13 protein-coding genes and 1 pseudogene are annotated in these 21,611 nt (G+C 28.9%); 3 read left to right on the forward strand and 11 right to left on the reverse strand.

The window, feature by feature from the left end; all coding sequences use genetic code 11:
* Positions 1-1,232: 1,232 nt before the first annotated feature.
* Positions 1,233-1,829: a Crp/Fnr family transcriptional regulator gene (locus tag AC1Q7L_RS15600; RefSeq protein WP_492306817.1), complete on the reverse strand. Its 597-nt coding sequence runs from the start codon at positions 1,827-1,829 to the stop codon at positions 1,233-1,235.
* A 158-nt stretch (positions 1,830-1,987) separates the two neighbouring features.
* Complete coding sequence (locus AC1Q7L_RS15605; protein WP_492306816.1) at positions 1,988-2,500, reverse strand: hypothetical protein; 513 nt, start codon at positions 2,498-2,500, stop codon at positions 1,988-1,990.
* Positions 2,501-5,654: 3,154 nt separating this feature from the next.
* Here AC1Q7L_RS15605 and AC1Q7L_RS15610 point away from each other — a divergent pair.
* A complete protein-coding gene (locus tag AC1Q7L_RS15610) occupies positions 5,655-5,810 on the forward strand; it encodes a hypothetical protein (RefSeq protein WP_492306815.1) in 156 nt (51 codons plus the stop codon).
* Positions 5,811-5,942: 132 nt separating this feature from the next.
* Here AC1Q7L_RS15610 and AC1Q7L_RS15615 read toward each other — a convergent pair whose 3' ends face one another.
* The 9 genes from AC1Q7L_RS15615 to AC1Q7L_RS15655 form a co-directional block, all read right to left on the reverse strand.
* The gene (locus tag AC1Q7L_RS15615; RefSeq protein WP_492306814.1) at positions 5,943-6,473 is read right to left on the reverse strand and encodes a CinA family protein; all 531 of its coding nucleotides are present in this window, start codon (positions 6,471-6,473) and stop codon (positions 5,943-5,945) included.
* Positions 6,474-6,635: 162 nt separating this feature from the next.
* Positions 6,636-7,223 carry a ferritin-like domain-containing protein gene (locus AC1Q7L_RS15620; protein ID WP_492329389.1) on the reverse strand — a complete coding sequence of 196 codons (588 nt, stop codon included), beginning with the start codon at positions 7,221-7,223 and terminating at the stop codon, positions 6,636-6,638.
* 63 nt (positions 7,224-7,286) lie between these two features.
* On the reverse strand, positions 7,287-8,081 hold the full coding sequence (locus AC1Q7L_RS15625) for a KGG domain-containing protein (RefSeq protein ID WP_492329390.1): 795 nt from the start codon (positions 8,079-8,081) through the stop codon (positions 7,287-7,289).
* 188 nt (positions 8,082-8,269) lie between these two features.
* Positions 8,270-8,491, reverse strand: a complete 222-nt coding sequence (locus AC1Q7L_RS15630) for a hypothetical protein (protein ID WP_492308048.1) — start codon at positions 8,489-8,491, stop codon at positions 8,270-8,272.
* Positions 8,492-8,702: 211 nt separating this feature from the next.
* A complete protein-coding gene (locus tag AC1Q7L_RS15635) occupies positions 8,703-9,317 on the reverse strand; it encodes a hypothetical protein (protein ID WP_492307654.1) in 615 nt (204 codons plus the stop codon).
* 1,908 nt (positions 9,318-11,225) lie between these two features.
* The gene (locus AC1Q7L_RS15640) at positions 11,226-11,456 is read right to left on the reverse strand and encodes a T9SS type A sorting domain-containing protein (protein ID WP_492307655.1); all 231 of its coding nucleotides are present in this window, start codon (positions 11,454-11,456) and stop codon (positions 11,226-11,228) included.
* Complete coding sequence (locus AC1Q7L_RS15645; RefSeq protein WP_492307656.1) at positions 11,425-11,916, reverse strand: hypothetical protein; 492 nt, start codon at positions 11,914-11,916, stop codon at positions 11,425-11,427. Before AC1Q7L_RS15645 ends, AC1Q7L_RS15640 begins: the two co-directional genes overlap by 32 nt.
* 1,024 nt (positions 11,917-12,940) lie before the next feature.
* On the reverse strand, positions 12,941-13,567 hold the full coding sequence (locus AC1Q7L_RS15650) for a response regulator transcription factor (RefSeq protein ID WP_492307657.1): 627 nt from the start codon (positions 13,565-13,567) through the stop codon (positions 12,941-12,943).
* The gene (locus tag AC1Q7L_RS15655) at positions 13,564-16,575 is read right to left on the reverse strand and encodes a sensor histidine kinase (RefSeq protein ID WP_492307658.1); all 3,012 of its coding nucleotides are present in this window, start codon (positions 16,573-16,575) and stop codon (positions 13,564-13,566) included. Before AC1Q7L_RS15655 ends, AC1Q7L_RS15650 begins: the two co-directional genes overlap by 4 nt.
* Positions 16,576-17,968: 1,393 nt before the next feature.
* Here AC1Q7L_RS15655 and AC1Q7L_RS15660 point away from each other — a divergent pair.
* Positions 17,969-18,139 (forward strand): annotated as a pseudogene (locus tag AC1Q7L_RS15660) (IS3 family transposase); the annotation flags it as partial.
* A 2,073-nt stretch (positions 18,140-20,212) separates the two neighbouring features.
* Positions 20,213-21,412: a hypothetical protein gene (locus tag AC1Q7L_RS15665; RefSeq protein WP_492307659.1), complete on the forward strand. Its 1,200-nt coding sequence runs from the start codon at positions 20,213-20,215 to the stop codon at positions 21,410-21,412.
* The last annotated feature ends 199 nt before the right edge of the window (positions 21,413-21,611 follow it).

The raw sequence follows: 21,611 nt of genomic DNA on the forward strand, positions 1-21,611 counted from the left end.
AATACCAAAATTATTAAATTATCAGTGTCATTATTTACAGTAGCAATATTTGGACGAGGTGGAGTGAATATGGATAATTAGGAAGGCTTTACTTCATATATATGATCCAAAACACAATTCCGTTACAGATGTTCCTAATGTAGCACAGCCGGTAAATGATCTATGTATAACAGCAATATGTAGGAATAAGTACAATCTTACCATCGAAATGTTATATATTTCTATGGGAAATGTTAATTTACGAACAATTAATTACAATTTAGGAATTGCAGGTACAAGTGGTCAGTAATAGCTAATTAGAATGGTATATTGAAAACAATTGGATTTATCACAAGTTCATTTGTTGCCAAGTGGAATGCTGACCAAACTATTACTAATGGTGTTACAATTTTCTGTACATTTTGTCCCACCATTAGTTACATCTACATACTATGACTCGACTAGGAACTCTCACTTTTAATCAGGTAGGTAATTACATTATAGCTTTGTAGATTAGTTTTACCGATATTTCAAATGGAACTACCGTTTTGGGTGAATGACCAATGTTAAATTGATAATAGAAAATTTCACATCCTGACATTCGACAACTTCCGCGGAACAAAAATGTTTTTTTGTTTAACCTTCGGATTGTCTGTAGTTTATAGATAAATCTACTGACAGCCTGGAGACACTCTTTTAAAAATAAAAAATTAAAATCCTGAATTGTTGATTCATTATTTTGACTGTGCTCCATAACACTTCTCAGATAGATGTTAGAAATATTGAAAAGTTTTTGCATTTAATGAAATAAAACTTGGAGCTTTTCGTCATAAGGCTTCAGACCTCAATAATTTGTAAGTGTTTTTTTAAGAAAGTATCTTTATGCATTTGCATTGGGCCGAATTTTTATTACAAACCTTGATCTTGTGCAATGTATTTTAGAGAAATGGTCAGTAAAATGAGGTGTTATCTGAGACTTTTTTTGTATGACGAGGATTTGATTCTCCACATTAAAATTAATAGGGTCATGAGAATTAAAAAAACAGAAATCCAATTCTGAATTTTGTGATAAATATTAAATATAAAAATCAATCGATTTTAGTGATAAAACCCTATAAGATTTATGGTCTGAATATATGTTAGTGTTTTTATGAATAATAATGAAATTTAAAGATATGTTATAAGTAAATGAAAACCATTTCTGTACATTATAATTGAACAAAATACATACTTTCAAGCTAAAGTATGATATGTTAGTAAAAAATTTTTCCATTCTTAATTCTTACAATATCTTTACTTTGCATTTTTTTAATTGTTCTAATAACAGTTTCCACTCTTAATCCTGTCAGATTGGCGATTTGTTGACGTGTTAATGAAACTTGGTAACTGAATGGATTTTTACAATTGTTGTTTAGTTTAAGATTGTTCAAAATAGCTTGAATTTTATTAATCGAGTCTGCTGATGCAAGATTAAGCATAGTGAAATATTTATCATATAAAAGTGATGAAAAGTATTTGAGAAACATTGATGAGAGACGAATGTTATCTTCTAACAATTCATAAAAGTTATTTTTCCGCAACTTTAGAATTTGACATTGTGTTATAGCAATACCGGTTAAGTTGTAAGGTTTAACATCAAAAAGAAACGTTTCTGCAAAACATTCTCCTGGTGTCATAATATTCTGGATAAACTCTCTACCATCATCAAATAAATTCTGAAGCCTAACAGTTCCTGTGACAATCTGAAAATAAAAATTAGGAGCTGAACCTTCTGAAAAAATTGTTTCGCCCGCCTGAAAATTTGAAAATTCTGCTCCATATTTTAGTAAAAGATCCTGATCGATTATCATAAATAAAAGATTTTAAGTTTAGAGATGTAAAATTAGTATATAATCGGATTCAAAAAATAAAACCATTTTTAGAATAATAAATTAGCTGTAAAAGTTTTGAACTTAAATGAAAACTTTCAAAATAAAAACCAAAAATATTTTTGCTCCAGTTTAATAACTTATTTTGATCTGTAATTTGCATCATTTTTTTGAGTGGTTTGACAATTTTTATTTGTATCCAAAATTTTTGCATCTATTATAGAAGAAAGTGAATTTTTAATTTCATTAATCTGTTTATGGCTTAAGCAAAATACTTTTATTTCATATATGCTATGTACATTTAACTCAAAAACTTTAATGACAATAATTTGATGTCCAAAATTATTTATAATAGTAAAATCATAAATAACTTTTTTAGGAAATTCTATATACGTAGAAATCAATTTTTTTTCAAAAGGGTGGAATATTTTAATTATAACATACTTTCCGTCAAAATTATAGCAAAAAGATTCTAACCGTAAAAAAATCCAACTTAATATTATTATCATTGCAATTGCAGATATTATTAACTGAAGATGGATAAAATCAAGCAGTAAAAGCAGCAATAATAAAATAAAGATTATTAAAACTGTTAAAGCAATAATACTTGCCCTTCTATACATCGGTTTTTTGTTATTTACTTTTATATTCATTAAGAGTAATATTTTTTTTTTAGATTAGATTAACATGGTCTCTGACATTTAAAATCATATTTGTCTTTCAATACTAATCATAAAATACTATATCTAAGTCTAATACGATTATAAGAACTAATAAAGATATTTTAGAGTTTTTTTCAAATAATTTAGCGTACCAAGATAAATTTATTTATAATAATTTTGAATCATAACTTTGTAGAAATAAATTTATTTTAATGTAGAATTTATTTCCAATAAAATTTTTGATATTAAAGGTCTTATTAATCTCCTCATTTTTCATTTGAAAAAATAATTTTCTATAATTAAAAACATTGATTACAGTCAACAATATAATACTTATAAGTACATATAATGTGATGAAACATTATCGGTGATAATAATAAAAACGGACTTAAAGATGAATGTAAAGAACTCCTATGAATTCAACTTTAAACACAAAATACCTGCAATGGTCATGCTAAAAATAATTAATAGAATGAATATATTTGATTTACCAAATACAAATAAGTAGTATTCAACCATTGATCTAATTATACGTTATACGTTAATCCTTGAACTACCACTAATTAGAGATGAACAGTTAGGATGAAAGGGATTTAGTACATTATAGAACCCAAATTATTGATTACTAACAAAAAATAAGGTGTAAATTTGCAAAATATACATAAACACATATAACTGAGATAAAAGGGTTATCGTATCAAAATTAAGGTGGAGTATATATAAAAATATAATTATACCGCTAGAGTCTTAACTGTACTAATTTTTACGTAAATATTTATTTTTTATTTCAATATAACCTTTTTTGCTTTAAACAAACATTATCAATATCTTAATATATTAATTGAATGTTGTACATCTTAACGTTTAAATTTGTAGAAATATTTCTATAAAATACATGAATTTATTTCTACATGATTAAATTGTTTTAATATTACTATAATTATAATTTTGCAATATAAATATAAATGAAAAAAGTGGACTTATTATTTATAACTCTAGTATTATCAGTCTTTATTTTTAAACATATTTATGAAAAAAATATAATGTTCCTTAGCATTTTTAATTAACAAATGATGTGATCTAAAAACAGGAGAATAATTTACATTCTCCTGTTTGATGATCATTTGAATAAGCTAAAATCTAATATATAGTTTCTGCTAAATAAAAATACACAGTTTAGATTGTCCTTATTGTAAATCTTAATACTTAAAGTAAGTAGTATCCAGACATAGTTTTTTGTTTATAATAATATTAAGATAAGATACTTAAGGACAATTTTTTTTTTATAATTTAAAAAAAGATACTAATCATATTGATGTTAATTGCAGGTAAACAATTTTTTGTCAAAGCAATAAAGCTGTTATCAGTGGCTAGATTAGTAAATGTGTAGTGTGAGGATATTCTTATACTCTATACAATAGTGCTACTACAACTGAATACGTTAATAATGGAATTACTATAATGGTCGATCAAAATCGTAATGCCGGAGCTGTACAATATAACTCAAGAGGTGCTATGAATTTTGATGGAGGTAATGTATAGACTTAAATACTAATGGTGGTAAGATCAATTGTCGTTGGGATGTCGGCGCACAAACATCTGGTAGATTGTTAATAATGATAATTAATCCTTTACCAATAACGCTGGAATTTTATCAACTTTTTTACAGCTCCATATTGCTGGAAATTATGTATAGAATAAAGGAACTGGATGCGGCTGAAATGAAGTAAATTTCAATTTTAATGGACGGGCTTAATTGCCTGTGAGATGCAGCTATGCAGAGTGATACTTACAATACTTTAAATAATGATGGATAGGACAATATTGATATTAAAGAAACATAGGACATTTTTCACAGCTCCATATTCTGGAAACTACGAATGAAGTATGTGCTGTTTGGAATTCATAGTCATAGAATAACAGCAATACATTTTATAATGGAGGTATTGCTATGTCTAACAATAATGGTGCGTCTTTTGTAAATATTTTTATTCAGCAACAAGACTGTAGGTGATAAAGGAGCTCACAATACTGCTGCTACATGGAAAAATACCATTTATTTTAATTCTACCGTTGGAGGTACTTCATTTCAATATACATTTGGAAGTGGATGGAGTAATGATCCATCGTGATAAGAAAATTTTTCAGGTACCATTAGTTAGTCTCAATATTTTATAAAGTAATGAATTAAATATAAAATATTCATATAGTATTTAACTTATTTCATAAGTTTAACATCGTTTTAGTTTTTAAAAGCCGACCATAACAAAAAATATTTTAATATAATAAATTTTGGAGTAATGATAAAAATATTATACCTAATATTTTTTTTAATGTTAGAACAGTTTGTTCACAGAATACCGCTGTTACAGGTAGGAATTGTATAATCGTTCAACAGCAAAGCAAATTATTAATAATGGTGTAACAGTAATAGTTGACCAATAACGTAATGCCGGAGCAATTTTTCATGATAGTAGTGAAGAATTCACTTTTTTTAGTTACAAACGGTATTAGTTTTAATAAAAATGATGCAGAAATTAATTGTGGTTGGTATGTTGCAATACAAATTAGATCTGAGTATTATTAATAATAACAGTGTAATGGCAAGCTATGCCCAAACGACTGGTAATTTTTTTTCCAATTTATAGTTTGGAACTTATATTTGAAGAATAGCAGCGGTATGGAATATTACCTATAATTAATGCTGCAATTAATTTCAATGGATTAATTGCTATTTCAAAAAATATTAATAATCTTGTTGCACAAGTTTATAGTCAAGATCACATGGTAATTGTCCATTATTTTAGGATTCAGATAGTCCTGCAATATTGAACAATTCTCATCTTTTGCTGGATATTTTTTTAATATAGAATGTGTACAGAATACACGAATGATTCAATTTGTTTAATAGACTTGTTATTAACTGTAGGTCAGTTACAAATTTTATATGATATTTAATCATTATATCATTAAATTTTATTAATATGCTGAAGGATTACCGTAGCCATAACCAAAGCTACATAAGCTGTTTGGGTTGCTAACTTTGTTAGGACACAAGTTCTGATACTCTTTATCTTTAAGAGTATGAAAAAGATCAGAAAAAATTACAGTTTAGAAATCGCAGATTCGACGTAGTTAATTTAAGATGCAAGCAGTATCTTTAAGTGAGCAGCGATGCAATGTGTTCTCGATAGCTGAAGAATTGGGGATTTGTAAAGAAAGTCTCATTAATTGGCGAAAACTTCACAAGAAGGTAAACTTACCAAGGAAAAACAAATATACTAGAAGAAACAAAACTTGAACGTGATATCTAAAAAAAGGTGGTATGCATCTTCTCCAAGAGAGACGGGTAAAATATAAATTTATAGAACATGCTGGTGTGGGGAAACAAAGACTTTATGAGCAATTTATTTTCTCTTTCTTTTTATAATGTTTATCTGTCGTTAGTTTCTTTACTGTTTAAGATAAAGGTCAGTTTCAACTGACTTAGAAATTTACGTAAAATCTCTTCGGTATAATATAACTTTACAGAAAGAGGGTTAAGTTTATTTTTATAATTATTGAACTCTATTTTATCTGAAAAGACCACCTGTCTTTTATACATAAAGGAGTAATAAACATAAATTTCAAATACCGAATGTCTTTCCGGCGTACAGTACCCTGATGTAGCAATACACCAATCACTTTCAAACATTTTGGATGCATACAGTCCCAACTTGTCAGCAATATGGCTGGATACATAATTAGAATTTTTGACCTCGGAAGCCTCTATCTTTAACAGCTTCACTATTTTATCCGGGCTATGTACCGTGATACCGCCTTTATAAAATAATTTTGAATTAGTCATTTCCGAAAACGCAAGCTGCATCGCACCAGCGGTAACGCTTTCTGCAATAGAAATGGTGTGATCACAACTCATAAATTCTTCATTTATTTGTTCCAAAAGGATCTTGTTAAATTCCATGATACTTTATAATATAGATTTTACATACTTAAAATTGATCTGTATTTCATTAATGTATTAACGAACTTAGGGTAGTGTTTATTCTTTAAATGAAGGCTACTTTATATTATTGAAAACAAGCCATACAGCTGATAGTGTATGGCTTGTTTAAATTTTATCTATTTAATCTTCCTGCTGGGCATCAAAATTAATGTTAGTCTCTGCAATCTCCGTAAGGTTGTAATCTGTATCTTCTTCCTCCTGCAGTGTTTTTTCTAACAGCTCAGCAGCCTTATCGTGTCCCATAGTAATAGCAAGTTGCGTTAGGCCTCCATAGCTTGCGATCTCGTAATGTTCTACCTTCTGCGCCGCGATTATCAGAGCTGCATCTCTTGTCATCGTGCCTTCTTCCGTAGATTTAATGATTTCTCCGCCTTCCTTAATCAATCCATCCATTGCTTCACATTTTTTCTGCTCCGGACTCTCATTAATGAGTTTAAAAACTTTCTCCAAGCGGCTTATATGCTTTTTAGTCTGTAACTGATGATCCTCAAAAGCATCTTTAAGCTCTTCGGTTGTTGCTGCGTCATGCATAGTCTGCAACGCATCTACTAATTTATGCTCAGCGTAATAAATGTCTTTTAGTGCATCTACAAAAAATTTATGCAGCGGAGCATTTTTCATCTCATTTTCTTTTACTGTAGCATTCTCTACTGCCATTTTTTTATCAGCAGCATCGGTTGTCGCATTTTCTGTTGTTTTAGTAGCCATAATGTAATAGGATTTAAATGGTTAAAAGGCTGCCCCCTTTTTAAAGAGGCAGCCTAAAAAGAATTATGAATTTCGTCTGCCTCCAAATCCGGATCTGCCGGATCCTGAAGATCTTCCACCACCATGAGAAGCCTGACCTCCCATTCTGGCTATTCTTGTACGTTCAGATTTACTCATTGAAGCAAAACCTCTTTTTGATGTTCCCCCTCCTGAATTAGAACCTCTGTTGCTACCTCCTGACCCGGAGTTAGAATTAGAGCCACGACTGCTTCCTGAACCGGAGTTTGATCCACGGCTATTTCCTGAACCGGAATTTGAACTACGCCCTCTTCCTGAACCACTGTTTCCGCCCGATCTTGAATTAGAGTTTCTTGAGCTTCCTCCACTGTTTGATCCTGATCTTCCGGATCCTGAATTTGATCTTGATCCTGACCCAGATCCGGATCCTGAAGATCTTCCGCTTCCTCCTGACCTTGATCCAGAACCTGAACGGGATCCTCCACGAGAGCTACTGCCAGAACTTCCTCTGCTACCAGAACTAAATCTTCCCTGACTATCCCTGTTTTGACTTCCGCCTCTTGAACCTCTGCCCCTATTATCGTCGTCGTCATCGTCGTCATCATCATAATCTTCGTCGTCGTCATCATAATCTTCGTCATCATAATCTTCGTCATCATACCCTCCTTCCTCGTCGAAATAGTCTTCAAAATCTGAGAAATCATCATCGTACTCCTCATCCTCACTTCCGTCGTTATAACCATGCTCATAACCTAATTGGTACGCTTCCTCAAGCATTGATTGGTCATCATCTGATGAATTTCTGCCTGAACTTCTGTTGTTTGAATTTCTAGTGTTCATAAATTTTACTTTTTGAAATTAATATTTAGTGATGTACCGCAGTCCTTGACTAGTATCAGACTACAGTCGGTTTATTTTTAATGTTTAGATGATACAATCCCAGCACACCGTAGAAACAGTGTGAAACATAATTGAATAATACTTTTAGTTATTCTATTATTCTGTAATAAGTTAAATTATACGTGTCCTTATTTAGATCTCACGCCAGCTGAGTCCTTCATCTTAATAGTGGCAACACTATCATTTGGATTTCTTGATGTATTATCTGTTGTCTCTTGGGAAGTTGAATTTGCATTCATTGAATCTATAGCAGATGAATCAGCAGTAATTGGTGGTGCTGTTTGTACTTCTTTTTTACAACTGATTGTCAAAAGCCCTAGAAGAAGAGCTAAAGAGATTATTGCTTTCATATAACATATTTTAATTTGGTGTATCAAAGCTACAAGCTCAGGAAGGCAAATCCTATGACAATGATCATAATCGATTCACAAATTTTATTAAATTTTACTTTTCAGTTATTATATTATAAAGAAGGAATAAAATCCTCTAACGTTATTTTAGAGCAACGATTCTTCTTTTAGAAAAACTTAATATAATCTCAATATCTATTTATCAATTGGGTCAGAACTCAATTAGTCCATCTGTCAAAATTTTCCACTGAATTTTTGAGATTCCAACCATTCCACCCAATGCAATAGCTAAATTCCTTGCTTTGTCTGCGATCTGAGCATCCATATTCGGTGTTTCGTTACGTCCGTAAATACCTGTTTTTATAAAATCGTTCCCCCGCGATATGATGAAGGTAGAGGTTGCATCTCCCGTGTAAAAGTGTGCGGTGCGCGCATTTATTGTACCTGGTATCGCTGAGGGCTTACATTCAATAATCAGCTGTTCAAGAATCTCATCATTAGCAGCCAGATTTTCATCCATAGCTGTTATCTCAACCCAATCAAACCCTCTTGCTTCAAAATTGCCGGGTCCAGGAATATCAATCCTGATAAAATCTCTCTTTTCAGGCAATCTTTTTTTTAAATTCCCATTTTTATCATGCAGTTTAAAATCCGCTCCAACTCCACTGGCATAATAATTCCAGTAATTTACCGACAATAGCCGATCTTTTAAAGTCTTGTACAAATCAACTGTATCTTCAAAATCCTTAGATAAACGAATACTTTCCGTATCGTGAAAACTTCCTTTTTCTTGTAAAGGAACACCTGTGATCAATTGAGGCTTCATTTCGTATTTTTTTGGTGTAATTGTTATTTTTACTATATAGCATATTAAATAGCTTTGATTACAGAAAGCCTTAGTTGATTATGACCACGCAGTACAATAACCATGGCAATTTTGCACGAATAATTTTGTAAGTTCATAACCAATTCTACTGATTGCATCGGTGATCAATATGTATAGATTTTTGATTTCTATGTCTTTTACTTAAAATCATTTGATTGAGTTCAAATTTAAAGCATCTGAGAATAAATTCTGCGTATTACAACTAAGCTGTTAAAGCCTTTGTTTATGATGCAGTTGCAATTTTTTGGATAATATAATTCATTATTGTATGCGAATGAAAAATGCATAAAAACTTTTTGATTACATTCTTTTACAGGAATTGCATATCCAGTTTTATATACTCCCCAGTCTATATTAAATAATGCAATTTAGCGCATTTCGTCTGTAACATCCTTAGAAACGCAATTATACTTTATTGCATCCCGCTCATCAACTTTCAAAAGTTTAATTTGTCTTCAAGAGTGTGGCGGTTACAACGTCTTTAGAAAATTCAAAAGCATCTATCATCTGCGAAATGAAAGCTGCAGAAAACCAGCAGTAACACCTTCTGCCACAGAAACAGAGCAGATTTCCTCATTCAATATAATCCAATAAGATTGTTTAAATTTTATAAGAATTAATTTTAATTAGATTAAAAATATTTCTTCTAATACTGTAAAATTAAATTTATATCCAAAGATCAAACATAAGTTATCAAATCCGTTTTTCTTTTTTCAAATATTTCATCCTTTTGTTACTTATTAATTAAGCTAGAGATCGTGTATTATGATATCATCTACTTTTACCCAGTCTGTTTCCATGTATTCTATAAATTTGTAATAATCGGATAAATAAGAGATTGTTTGCTTTAAGCATAATACTTTTATAAAAAGTTGATATACTCAAAATTGTTATAATTCATAAACAAAATCTCTGCGTCTTATACATTCTTACATGCATGTTATACCTTTACAGATATTAATTCAAAATTGACAAACTCCCCTTGCGTAACCAAGCAAATTTCTGTTTGGGTTTAAAAATATGTATGATATATATAATTAATTTGATATTATTCATCTTTCTCATTTCGTCACCAGTATGATTAGTATCTTCAAAAAATGTTATTAGATCCTATTGGTTCTTTTCTTATTTCTTATTTCTTGTTGTTACGATTAATATATGTAATGTTGACATATAAAATAAAGTTGTCAATAAGAAAAAGAGAATCAATAATAAGATCCATACATCGAAAAATCGAACCGAATATCATCTACTTTCTAAAATGTATTATATAAAAATAAGTAGCATTTATTAAGAGGTGTAAGTATTTTACAATTGATGTTCATGTAATTTTATGTATTTCAAATTACAACTCCATATAATCTACTGTATAAGTTAAGTCATATAGCAATAAAAAATAGTACATATAATAAATAAGTGTTTAAAAATAATTGTTAACTTAATATGTGATAAGTTGAAAGACTGTGTTTTTTTGCACCATATAGCAAATTTAACTAAATGCCAAATAGAGTACCAGCAATAAATTACAATATGTTTGATTGAAAGAATTGATAAACTATATTTTCAAGTACTTTTTTTCGATACTTTCATAGAATTTCTATTCTAAGTCAGGCTAAGTGGCAATTTAAAGATAGGTATGGGGCATTTGTTAGAAATATTGGTTTCACTTACAATATTGCTTAAGATAGTCTATTACACAAAATAATTTTAATTATACTTTGAAGATGATAAATTGTTTAACATTACATAATCGTGGCATTTTCTTTGAAATATGTTAAAAAAAAATATAGAAAATATCTATTATCACAGTAAATCAAATCAAAAAAAATGGTTATTTTGATATACAAATCAATTTGTTATCAATATTTTTTTACTAATTATTTTATTGTTATCTTTTAATTGTAAACAATATATTCCATTATTAAGATCTTTTAAGAAAATCTTTTCATTATAATATGATTCACCTTGTAAAATTATTTTACAATCTGTGTAGGTAATTTTGTAATTAAATTTTTTTATATTAACATCTTTGATAATTATATATTCTTTAGCAGGATTTGGCAATATCGGTATTTTCAACTTTATTTTCTGTTGTTGCTAGCGTAATTTGTCCTGTATTAATGGGAGTATTTGGAGTATTTTGATATGCATATGACTTAAATGTAAGACTAGATAAATTAACATACACCCATCCATGATAAATATTTGATCCAACTATGAACTGAACACCAATATATTTATCTCCCAAATTTTGAAAATTTGTATCAGTACTGGAATTTCCAATAAATGGTTCAGGATAATTGGTATCCCAGAGCATAGATTGTCCAATTAATGTATTAGAATTAAGTGGTTGAAGATACTTTTCAAAAGAAAATGTTCCAGAATTTTTAACTGCCATTTTATTATTAATATTGTTGTTAAACATCATATGCAAGTAAAAATTCCCGCCAAAATAGTCATATCGGAAATTATATTCGGCTATCCCATCGTTATTAAAATCAATAGCTAAAATATTACTAATAGAATTGTTTGGAATCATTTTAATAGATACATCTGGAATATCATTATAAATTATTTGAGCATTTAAAAAATGCTATAAAAAGTTCCGATAAAGTAAATTATTTTTTTCATAATATTAAATTTAAATAAAATCAAATATATTATGAAAATATCACAATCTAAATATTATAGTTGTAGAAATAATTTATTTAAAGAATGTATTCTACTATTACCCAGGTATTATTTCTAATTTAAATTATTTACTTGAAGCACTAATCGGTAAAATATATAGGTAAATGTTATGGCTTGATTATTTTATAATATGAACTTTTTAAATAATTACATAATAGTATTAAAAAACAATTCCAAATTTTCATTAGCAATAGCCATTTTAATTAATTTAAATACATTATAAACACATTGTACGACTTTAATTTGTCTAGGAAAACATTTTATTTTTGAGTGCATTTTTATTTATGAGAATTTCAATTTAATTAGGCATAAACTTTCAGATTATGTTTGGAATTAAAAAATACAATGATTTAACCTTATTATTTTTCTAGAATTAGATAGAGTATAAATATGTACCTTCCGATTTATAGCGTAATAATACAAAGATATTCTTGCCGCTTATTTCTTGGGAATTGTGTAAATGTATTTTATATCTGCAAAAATTCTATCATATTCTAATAGCCAACAAATTTACTGATATCCTACATTTGGTGTACAATACAAATCTATATTTGGCATGTGAAAGATGGAGCAATGTTTTTGGTAAATGAGTTCAGATTATAAGTATAGTTTTAAGAATCAGTTATCTACTAATAATACTTGTTATCACTGAGATATTGGAAGTGCATACATTAAAGCTATACATTTCTTTAATTTACTTTTTAATATTGCTTATATTTGACATCTTTTTATTCAATCTAGTGTGAGTTACAACCATCTTCTTTGTAAAATTACTGCATAAAATCTTTGAGCTATAAGATCTCAAATTTCAAAAATAACTTTTAAATTAAAAAGTTAGTGAGTAAATACCTCATTTGTTAATAATATTATATTTATGATATATAAGTTTGGTAAATTTTTATTAAATCAGCAAGATTTGTAGTTTTAAGTTTATTATAAATCCTTTTTTTATATGTGCTTATTGTGGGCATTTGTATATTCATTGTATTTGATATTTCAAGATTACCATAACCCTTTACCATTAACATAAAAATTTCATACTCTCTGTCTGATAAACTTTCAACTGGATTCAGAGACTCTCCTTTAATAGATGCTTTTAAAAAATAATTAACAATTTCTTCTGAATAGTACTTTCCTTCTACAAAAATTTTTTTTACCGCTTCAAAAATTTCCTCATTTTTACTTAGTTTATTAATATATCCATCAGCACCTTCAATTATATATTGTACAGCTACAGATTCTTCATATGCTGAAAAAACTAATATTTTAACTTGAGAATCAATTTTTTTAATTTCAGAAATCATTTTTTTATTTTTGCTGCCAGGCATATTAATATCCAAAAGAATTAAGTCGTATTTCTGATTTGTAAGTTTTAGTAGGACTTCAGGATAGTCTTCTGCAAGATCGATTTTAACATCTTCAAATCTAGATTCCAAAACTAAGCTTGTACCTATAAGTACAACTTGGTGATCATCTGCAATTAGGATTTTTTTAGTCATTTTGTATTTTTTTTTAAAATTAATGTAAATGTAGTTCCTTGTAGTTTATTCCTTGTAAATATGATCTTTCCTTCAATCATTTGAAGTAACTGTATTACGAGATGAAGACCAAGGCCATATTTCTGCAAGAGTAATTTTTCATTTTCAATATTTTCCTGAAGCTTTGTATAATAATCTATTTTTTCTTCATCCATACCAATCCCACTATCCGTTATAATTAAATATATATTATCTTCTACTTCTTTTGTTTCAATCATTATTGAACCTCCAAAAGTATATTTGATCGAATTATCTAATAAATTATGTAATATTGCAGAAAGAATATTCTTGCTTAACTTAATCTTTAAATTAGGATTTACAAGATTTTCAATTGAAGTTTCTTTATTTTTTGCTATTTCATTAAATAGGATCTTTTTTTCTTCAACAACATTTTTGAGAAAATAAATTTCGGTGTCATTGCCTTTATAATTGCTATATATATCAGCATATTCTTTTAATGTTAAACTGAAATTAAAAAGTTGAAAAGAAGATTTGTATATTGAAGTAAGAACCTTTTCTAAAACTTCTTGTTTATTTTCACCCCTATCTAGTACCTCTTTTGCAGTAAAAGCTATAAATTTTACAGGTGTGGTAATATCATGGGTTATTGTTCCTATAAGTTTTTTTTGCTGTTCAACTTCTTTATTAAGTTTCTCTTTTGTAATTTCTAAATTTTCTACTGTATCAGATAATTTTTTTGTTCTAATATTTATTATATATTCAAGTTCCTGATTTTTCTTTTTAAGAAAATTAATTCTCCAAATTATTAAAAGATATAAAATTAGAAGAGCTATAATAACATTAATGATTTTAAACCAAAGAGTTTGATAAAAGTATGGAGGGATTCTAAAGTTTATTTTTTTATATATAAATTTATTATTATCCGAAATCAACAATTTAACAATAATAGAATAATTTCCATGTGGAAGATTTGAAAGTGAAAATTTTAAGTCTTTCCCTATAGCTGTCCATTTTTGGTTTTGAGCACCCTCTATTTTAGCAAAAACAACAACATTATCATTATTTCCAAAATAAGGTGTGTCTATATAAAAATCTAATCTGTCGGATTCTTGATCAATCACCAGATTGTCTTTGTATAATATTTCTTTATTATCAATAAAAACTCTTTCTAAAAATACTTTTTCGGGATAGTGCGCTTTAATTTTTAATGGATCAAAAAAAACAAGTCCTTCAAGAGATGGAAGAACAAATTGTCCGTTTTGCAATCTATTTCCTGAGATATTACCCCCTCCGTTAAATTCATTAGTATTAAATCCTAATTCTTTAGAATATTTGTAATAATTGATAAAAATGTTACTATTTTTGACATATTGCAATAGTTGGTTTTTTTTAATTCTGTATAATCCATTATTTGTAGATAACCAAAAAAAACCTTTTTTATCCTCTAAAATAGTATGTGCAGACGCTAAATTCTTATCTTTATCATAAGGCATTTTTATTAATTTGCTATTTTTTAACAAGTAAAATCCTTTCCCTAGTGTTGTTATCCAAATATTTCCATCTTCAGTCTTTATAATATTTCTAATATGTAAGTCCTGATTTCTAGTTATATTGTAAATCTTATTTTTATTTAAGTTGATCATAAATAAACCATGAATTGTTCCAACTAAAATATTATTTCCAATCTTTTTTATTTTTGTTGGTTCGTGGTTGATATTATATATTTTTTCAACTATACTAAAAGATTTATCTCTATAAACCATCAGTGAGCCCCTGTAACCCGAATTTTTTTTTGGTTTACCTATAATAGCATAATACCTGTTTTCATCATATAAGAAATCTATAAAAAAATTTTTTTTAGTTGCCAATGTGCTGAAGTCCCTGTATTGAGACGATCTTTTATATATGTGCAATATGTTTCCTACATCACGAACAAGGATATTTTTTTTCTCATCATAATCAATGAAATACTTATTAGCACCTTTAAAATTTTTTTTATAAATTAATCCATACTTATTATAAATTTCACCCGCAGGATTAATGACACTTGAACTATCATAATTAAGGGTTGAATAAAAATTAGAACTTTTTGCAATATTAACTTTTTTAGTAGTATAAAAATCAAAAAGATGCAAAATTTGTAATCCTTTTGTAGGCGTTCCAATAAATACTTTATTTACTTTTTCATCATAATATAAAATTAGAGCACCTTCTAAATTATTTGTATTAACATATGCTATTCTTTTAATATCTATCTTATTATTTTTATAAATAAAATTATATAATACATTTTTATTTAATATGAGAACTTGATTATTAACCTTACTCCAATAAATTTTACTATTAACATCTGTCAGTAATGGCTGATCAAATATTTTAATGACTTTTCCATTTTCAATAGAATAAATTTTTTTTGTCCGATAATTTATATATAATAAGAATTGGTCGATTATAAAAACACATAATTTATTTCCATATTTTGGTGTAATGTTTAAATTTTTCGTACTTCTACTACCTTTAGGTTGATAATAAATTGAATCCTCAGTCAGATAATACGTTCCATTTTTAAAAGGTGAATAATAACTTATTATACCTGGAAAAGAATCATATATATAGCTTGAACAATATAAAAAATAATTTAAATTATCTTTTCTGAGTGTGTTTTGAGAGTTTTTTGATATTGTAATTTTAGGAAATCGTTCATTGATTATAAAATATTTATAGCCTCCTGTTGTAAATATACTGTCATTATCAACATTACCATAAAAATTCGTAAATCGTTGATTATTAACTGGAAAATTTTTGTATGTAATAAAATTAGACCCATCAAACCTAACAATACCGTTTTCTGTAGTAAGCCATATAAAACCATATTTATCCTTTGCAATATCTTTAATACTATTCTGAGGTAATCCATTGTCTGTATTATACCATTGAGAAGAATATTCTTGACAATAAATACAAGAATATATAAAAATCACTGATAAATGAAATAAATGTTTAATCAAATTTGCTTTTTTTTATTAATAATACAAATATAAGGGGAAAATTACAGAAAAACAACAATTGTAATTACAATCATTATTTTAAATACTGAATAATTAGTGTTTAAATTAACAATAAAATACACATAAAAAAATTTGTTTTCCAAATATATATTCTAGTATTATTTCATTATAAATTGATTTTATTATATAGTATCTGAATAACGAATGAATGATATAATAGATTTCAAGCTTATTATAATTTGTCAAATTAATTCTACGTTTTTGTTTATTTATTTCTACATTTTTTTTTCATTAATTCTCTTTTAATAGAATTATATTTGTCCTAGCATTAGAAAGTAATATACGGAATATGCATTTCGTTTATTATATTTTAAATTTCTTTTTCATAATCTGTGTTTTTATAGCCTCCATTAAGGAGGCTTTTATTTTCCTATTTAATACTTTTTGTCATTGGAGTTGCTAACTTTGTTAGGACACAATTCTGATACTCTTTATCTTTAAGAGTATGAAAAAAGATCAGAAAAAATTACAGTTTAGAAATCGCAGATTCGACGTAGTCAATTTAAGATCCAAGCAGTATCTTTAAGTGAACAGGCAATATATCCTTGGTGGCTCAAGAATTGGTGATTTGCAAAGTAAGTCTAGTCAATTGGAGAAAGCTTCACAAAGAAGGTAATCTTAGCAAGGAAAAACAAATATAGTAGAATAAACAAAACTTGAACGTGATATCTAAGTGGTAGGCATCTTCTCCAAGAGAGACGGGAAAGATATAAATTTATCAAAGAACATGCCAGTGTGTTTCCTGTCAGGAAGATGTGTGAGGTATTAAAGGTAAGCAGTAGCAGTTTCTATCATTGGAGCCGTGCCAGATATGGGAGCCCCCGGAGTGTCATGGAGCTGGAATCAAAAAGAATAAGGGCTTCTCGCCCTTTTGTTGCCAAACTGATAAGAGAGCGTGACCTAAGGGGTATTGTAAAGAAAAAATTTAAAAAGACTACCAATTCATCTCATCGATACCCTGTTGTTGAAAACTATTTAAATCAGAATTTTCGGGTTAAAAACAGCAGAGAAGTATGGGTTCATGATATTATCTATATCCATACAGGCCAAGGTTGGTTATATCTTATGACAGATATTGACTTATTTGACAGAAAGGTTATAGGGTGATCGTTAAGTGAGACAATGAAAGCCTAGGACACCAGTATTGCTGCCTTGAAAATGGCACTACTTCATCGTCCTTTACAGGATCGTGATAGTTTAATTTTTCATTCGGACAAAGGATACAGTATGTTTGCATAGAATTTACGTCAATAGTCCGAAAAAACATTACTCGAAGTATGAGCGAAAAAGGAAATTGTTATGATAATGCAGTAGCGGAGAGTTTTTCAAGACCTTAAAAATGGAACTTATTTATCAAAATAAATATGAAACTAGAAACCATGCCAAAAACTCTGTGTTAGAATATGTAGAAACTTTTTACATCACGCAAAGAAGGCATTCAGCTTTAGGAAATTTAATCATAAGAGAGTATCAAAATTTAATGTCTAATCAATCTAAAAATTAAGCGCAAAGAAATATATAGATTTTGTCTAAAAAATAGTTTTAAGTTCAGTTTTAGTGGGTTATTAGATAGCATACATTTCGCAATCTATTTATCACAAATTAAGAAATTTACTTTTAGAAATATTTTTAACATTAGATTGCGGTTGTCTTTCTGCACCTATTTTTTATTAATATCTCAAATATTTATATTTTCCTTTAGCAAGAATTTTCCAGATATATGTCCAAAAATTTTTTTATAAGATTTTTAAATGATATGATGTAAATTTTTCCATAGATAGGCATCATATCTTTTTATAATCATTTTTGTAGAAATTGTCCCGATTAATTTATATTTACATCAGAAAGTTAAGTCCTTTTTAAATTTTTCCACTATTATTTTTATTTGTTTAAGACTTCCTTTATTTAAGGAGGCTTTTTAAAACGTATACAAAAATATTTCAACAAAAAATGATTAATTGAAATATTATTCGTTATTACTGTTGATGAATAGTATAACTATCAGTATTTCTGTTTTTTACTGATCACTGAAAACAGTGACAAATTGCTATTTATTTTGTAGAAAAAATTCTACAAATGCTTTTATTTTTTTCTACGCAAATCGGTTGTTTAACTACTGTGCATTATATAATTTTGCCCTATGAAAAAGAATTGATTGATATTTAATGCTATTCAATCAAATAAGATTATCCAAAACGCTACTAAATAAAAGATGAAAAGGTATAACTTTTCAATATCAGATATCTAGTATATTTTTGAGGATATTATTTTTTACATTTCAATTGTCTGTATAGATAAATTAAATATCCATTACAGAATTTGACTCGAAAAAATAATAGATATGAAAAAAAGAAACGAATCTATAAAAACACGTTCTAATGCGAAAATTTTTTAACAACACTTGTACTATGCTGTACTCTCAGCATCAATCTTTGCAGCGACAAAAAAAAAGGCGCATAGGCAATACCATCTAATTTCAGGAATAAGATCCAAAAATTCACTAAAAATCACGTTTAGATTTGTAAGTGCTATAATCCATTACTGGATTTATGATGTCCTTACATCCTAGAAGTATTGTGTCTATGTATACCTCCGTCCGAAAAATACACCCCCTAACAATATAAAACATAAACTTATGAAGAATACCCCTATTTTCGAAAAAGTCATTATCCGAAGTCTCAAGTTGACATTGGAACGACGGCGAAATTCTAATTATAACATAATTGATTCTTTATTTTACACGAACCCAAATATAACAACTAAAAGAAATTACACTTATGAAAAAAGTACTACTCATGATGTATTTAACGATGCTACTTATTGTAGGCACACTGGTCTCGGGACAAAACCGAGATTGCTGTGTGGGCATCAGAACTGCTAATCCAAGTTTTATTTTAGAAATCAACCCAACTCATCTACGCTTTTTTTTTAAGTTTTATCGACATTACCTCTTTAACAACCAATCCATTAGAAGGAATGATTATTGATGACATATCTTAACGTAATTCTAATACTAATATACAATAAAGATTCTAGAAACACAAAAAGACAATGAAATATCCCTCGTTTCTTTGTCTTGCAATTAAGTGTGAGATTTTATTTAAATACACAGCGTATTGATCATACACTTAATAAGGTTTTAATACAAATAGATGAAGTAAAGAAGTAAGGGTGAAACGGAAATCTTCAGAACCTTGCTTCTTACTTTTTAAGCAATCATTGAGATAATGCATATAATGTTATTTTTTACCTTTAGAATAAAGCATTCGCAGGTCCGATTTTGATAATGATACTATCTATAATAAATTACATATATATAAAAACTTCAACTAAAAATGTTAAAATTGAATCATTCTACAATAAGGCATATATTTTTTTCTTGTTGAAACAAGAAATATGAGCCAAAAAAGAAAGTACTCAGTGTCATTTTTTGGGAGATCGTGCGATTTATGATAAGAGAGCTGGAATTCCTGTATAATAATGGAAGGACGGTAAGTAAGTGAGCACTTTTGTACAATATCAAAATTGCTATGCTAAGAAAATACACAAAAAAAGATTAATAAAATACAATTAAGCAATGAAAAATAAATTTATAAAGTTAAGTACAGCAACGGCCATTCTCATTTCTGGAATTGCACTTGCACAATCGGGAAACGTAGGTATCAATACTGCTAACCCCAATTCTACCCTTGATGTAAAAGGATCGTTAGCAGCACAATATAATGCGGTAACGTCAACTACCTACGCAATGACCGCTACAGACTACCATGTTTCTTATAAAGGAACTGCCAATGCAGCCTTCACCCTTCCTGCTGCAGTAGCCGGAACAGGAAACTTCAAAGGAAGAATGTATACCATTAATAACAATACCATATTTACGGTTACGGTAAATGCTGCGACAGGAGAAACCATCAATGGAAGCAGCAGTGTTACTGTGGCTCCAAACCAAAGTGTGCAAATGATCAACACTGGGCTTAGCGGAACGGCTTCCACATGGGAACTTATTGGGTATAGCTCAACTTCTAACACAAGTGGAGTGGGCGGTTCTGTAACCGCTAGCAATGGCCTTACGGCTACAGGGTCAACTGTAATGCTGGGGGGTACGCTCAACCAAGCAACGATCGTAGCAAATGCAGGCAATAACCTGAGTGTAACGGGAACGGGAAACATGGGGATTGGTACAGCAAGCCCTACTGAAAAGTTAGATGTTGATGGTACAGCACGTCTTAGAAATATCCCTTCATCAGGAGGAACAAATATGCTTGCGGTTGATAATAATGGGGTGATTCGCAAGATGGCATTACCTACATCATCTGCGCCAGCTTTATTTGGAACATTAGGTACGGGAGTAACCTTAACTGTTGCAAATTGGAACCAATGGAATGCTACTGGTGCTTCCATTACAGTACCAGCAAATAGTAAATACGTTGTTTATGTAAACTGTATAGTGAGTTCTCCTACCTTTAGTCCAATGGCACCTGTTCCTAATGGATACAGTATTTGGTTAAGATCAACATTTACCGACTCAACTGCAGGTACAATTGTACAATCACCTGACCTGATTGGGAATAAATTAATAAGTGGTGTATTTAGTACAGGTATGTTTTATAACATGATGTCAGGTTCAGTGATTTTAAATAATGTTTCAAATAGTCCTAAAACTTATTATTATATAGTCGGTGCAGTTGATGCAGTAATAGGATGGTCTGCACCGCTCACTAATTTAATGAGCTCATCTGCCGGAGAAAATAATATAACAGCCATACCAACAAATTAATTTTGAGACATAGATTATAAAAGAAAACAACAGCTGTGGTTACTTAATTGACTAAGTGATTCCTTAGGTTGGCTATCCCGTCCCATATCTGGTATACCCCTCCCCCAATAATGAATGGTATAATATAAATTGCATTGAGCCTATATCCATACAAAAGTAATCCACTATCAGCAAAAACAAATACAGATTGATTATCACA

Source organism: Chryseobacterium sp. GW823-FHT05E08, assembly GCF_058795655.1.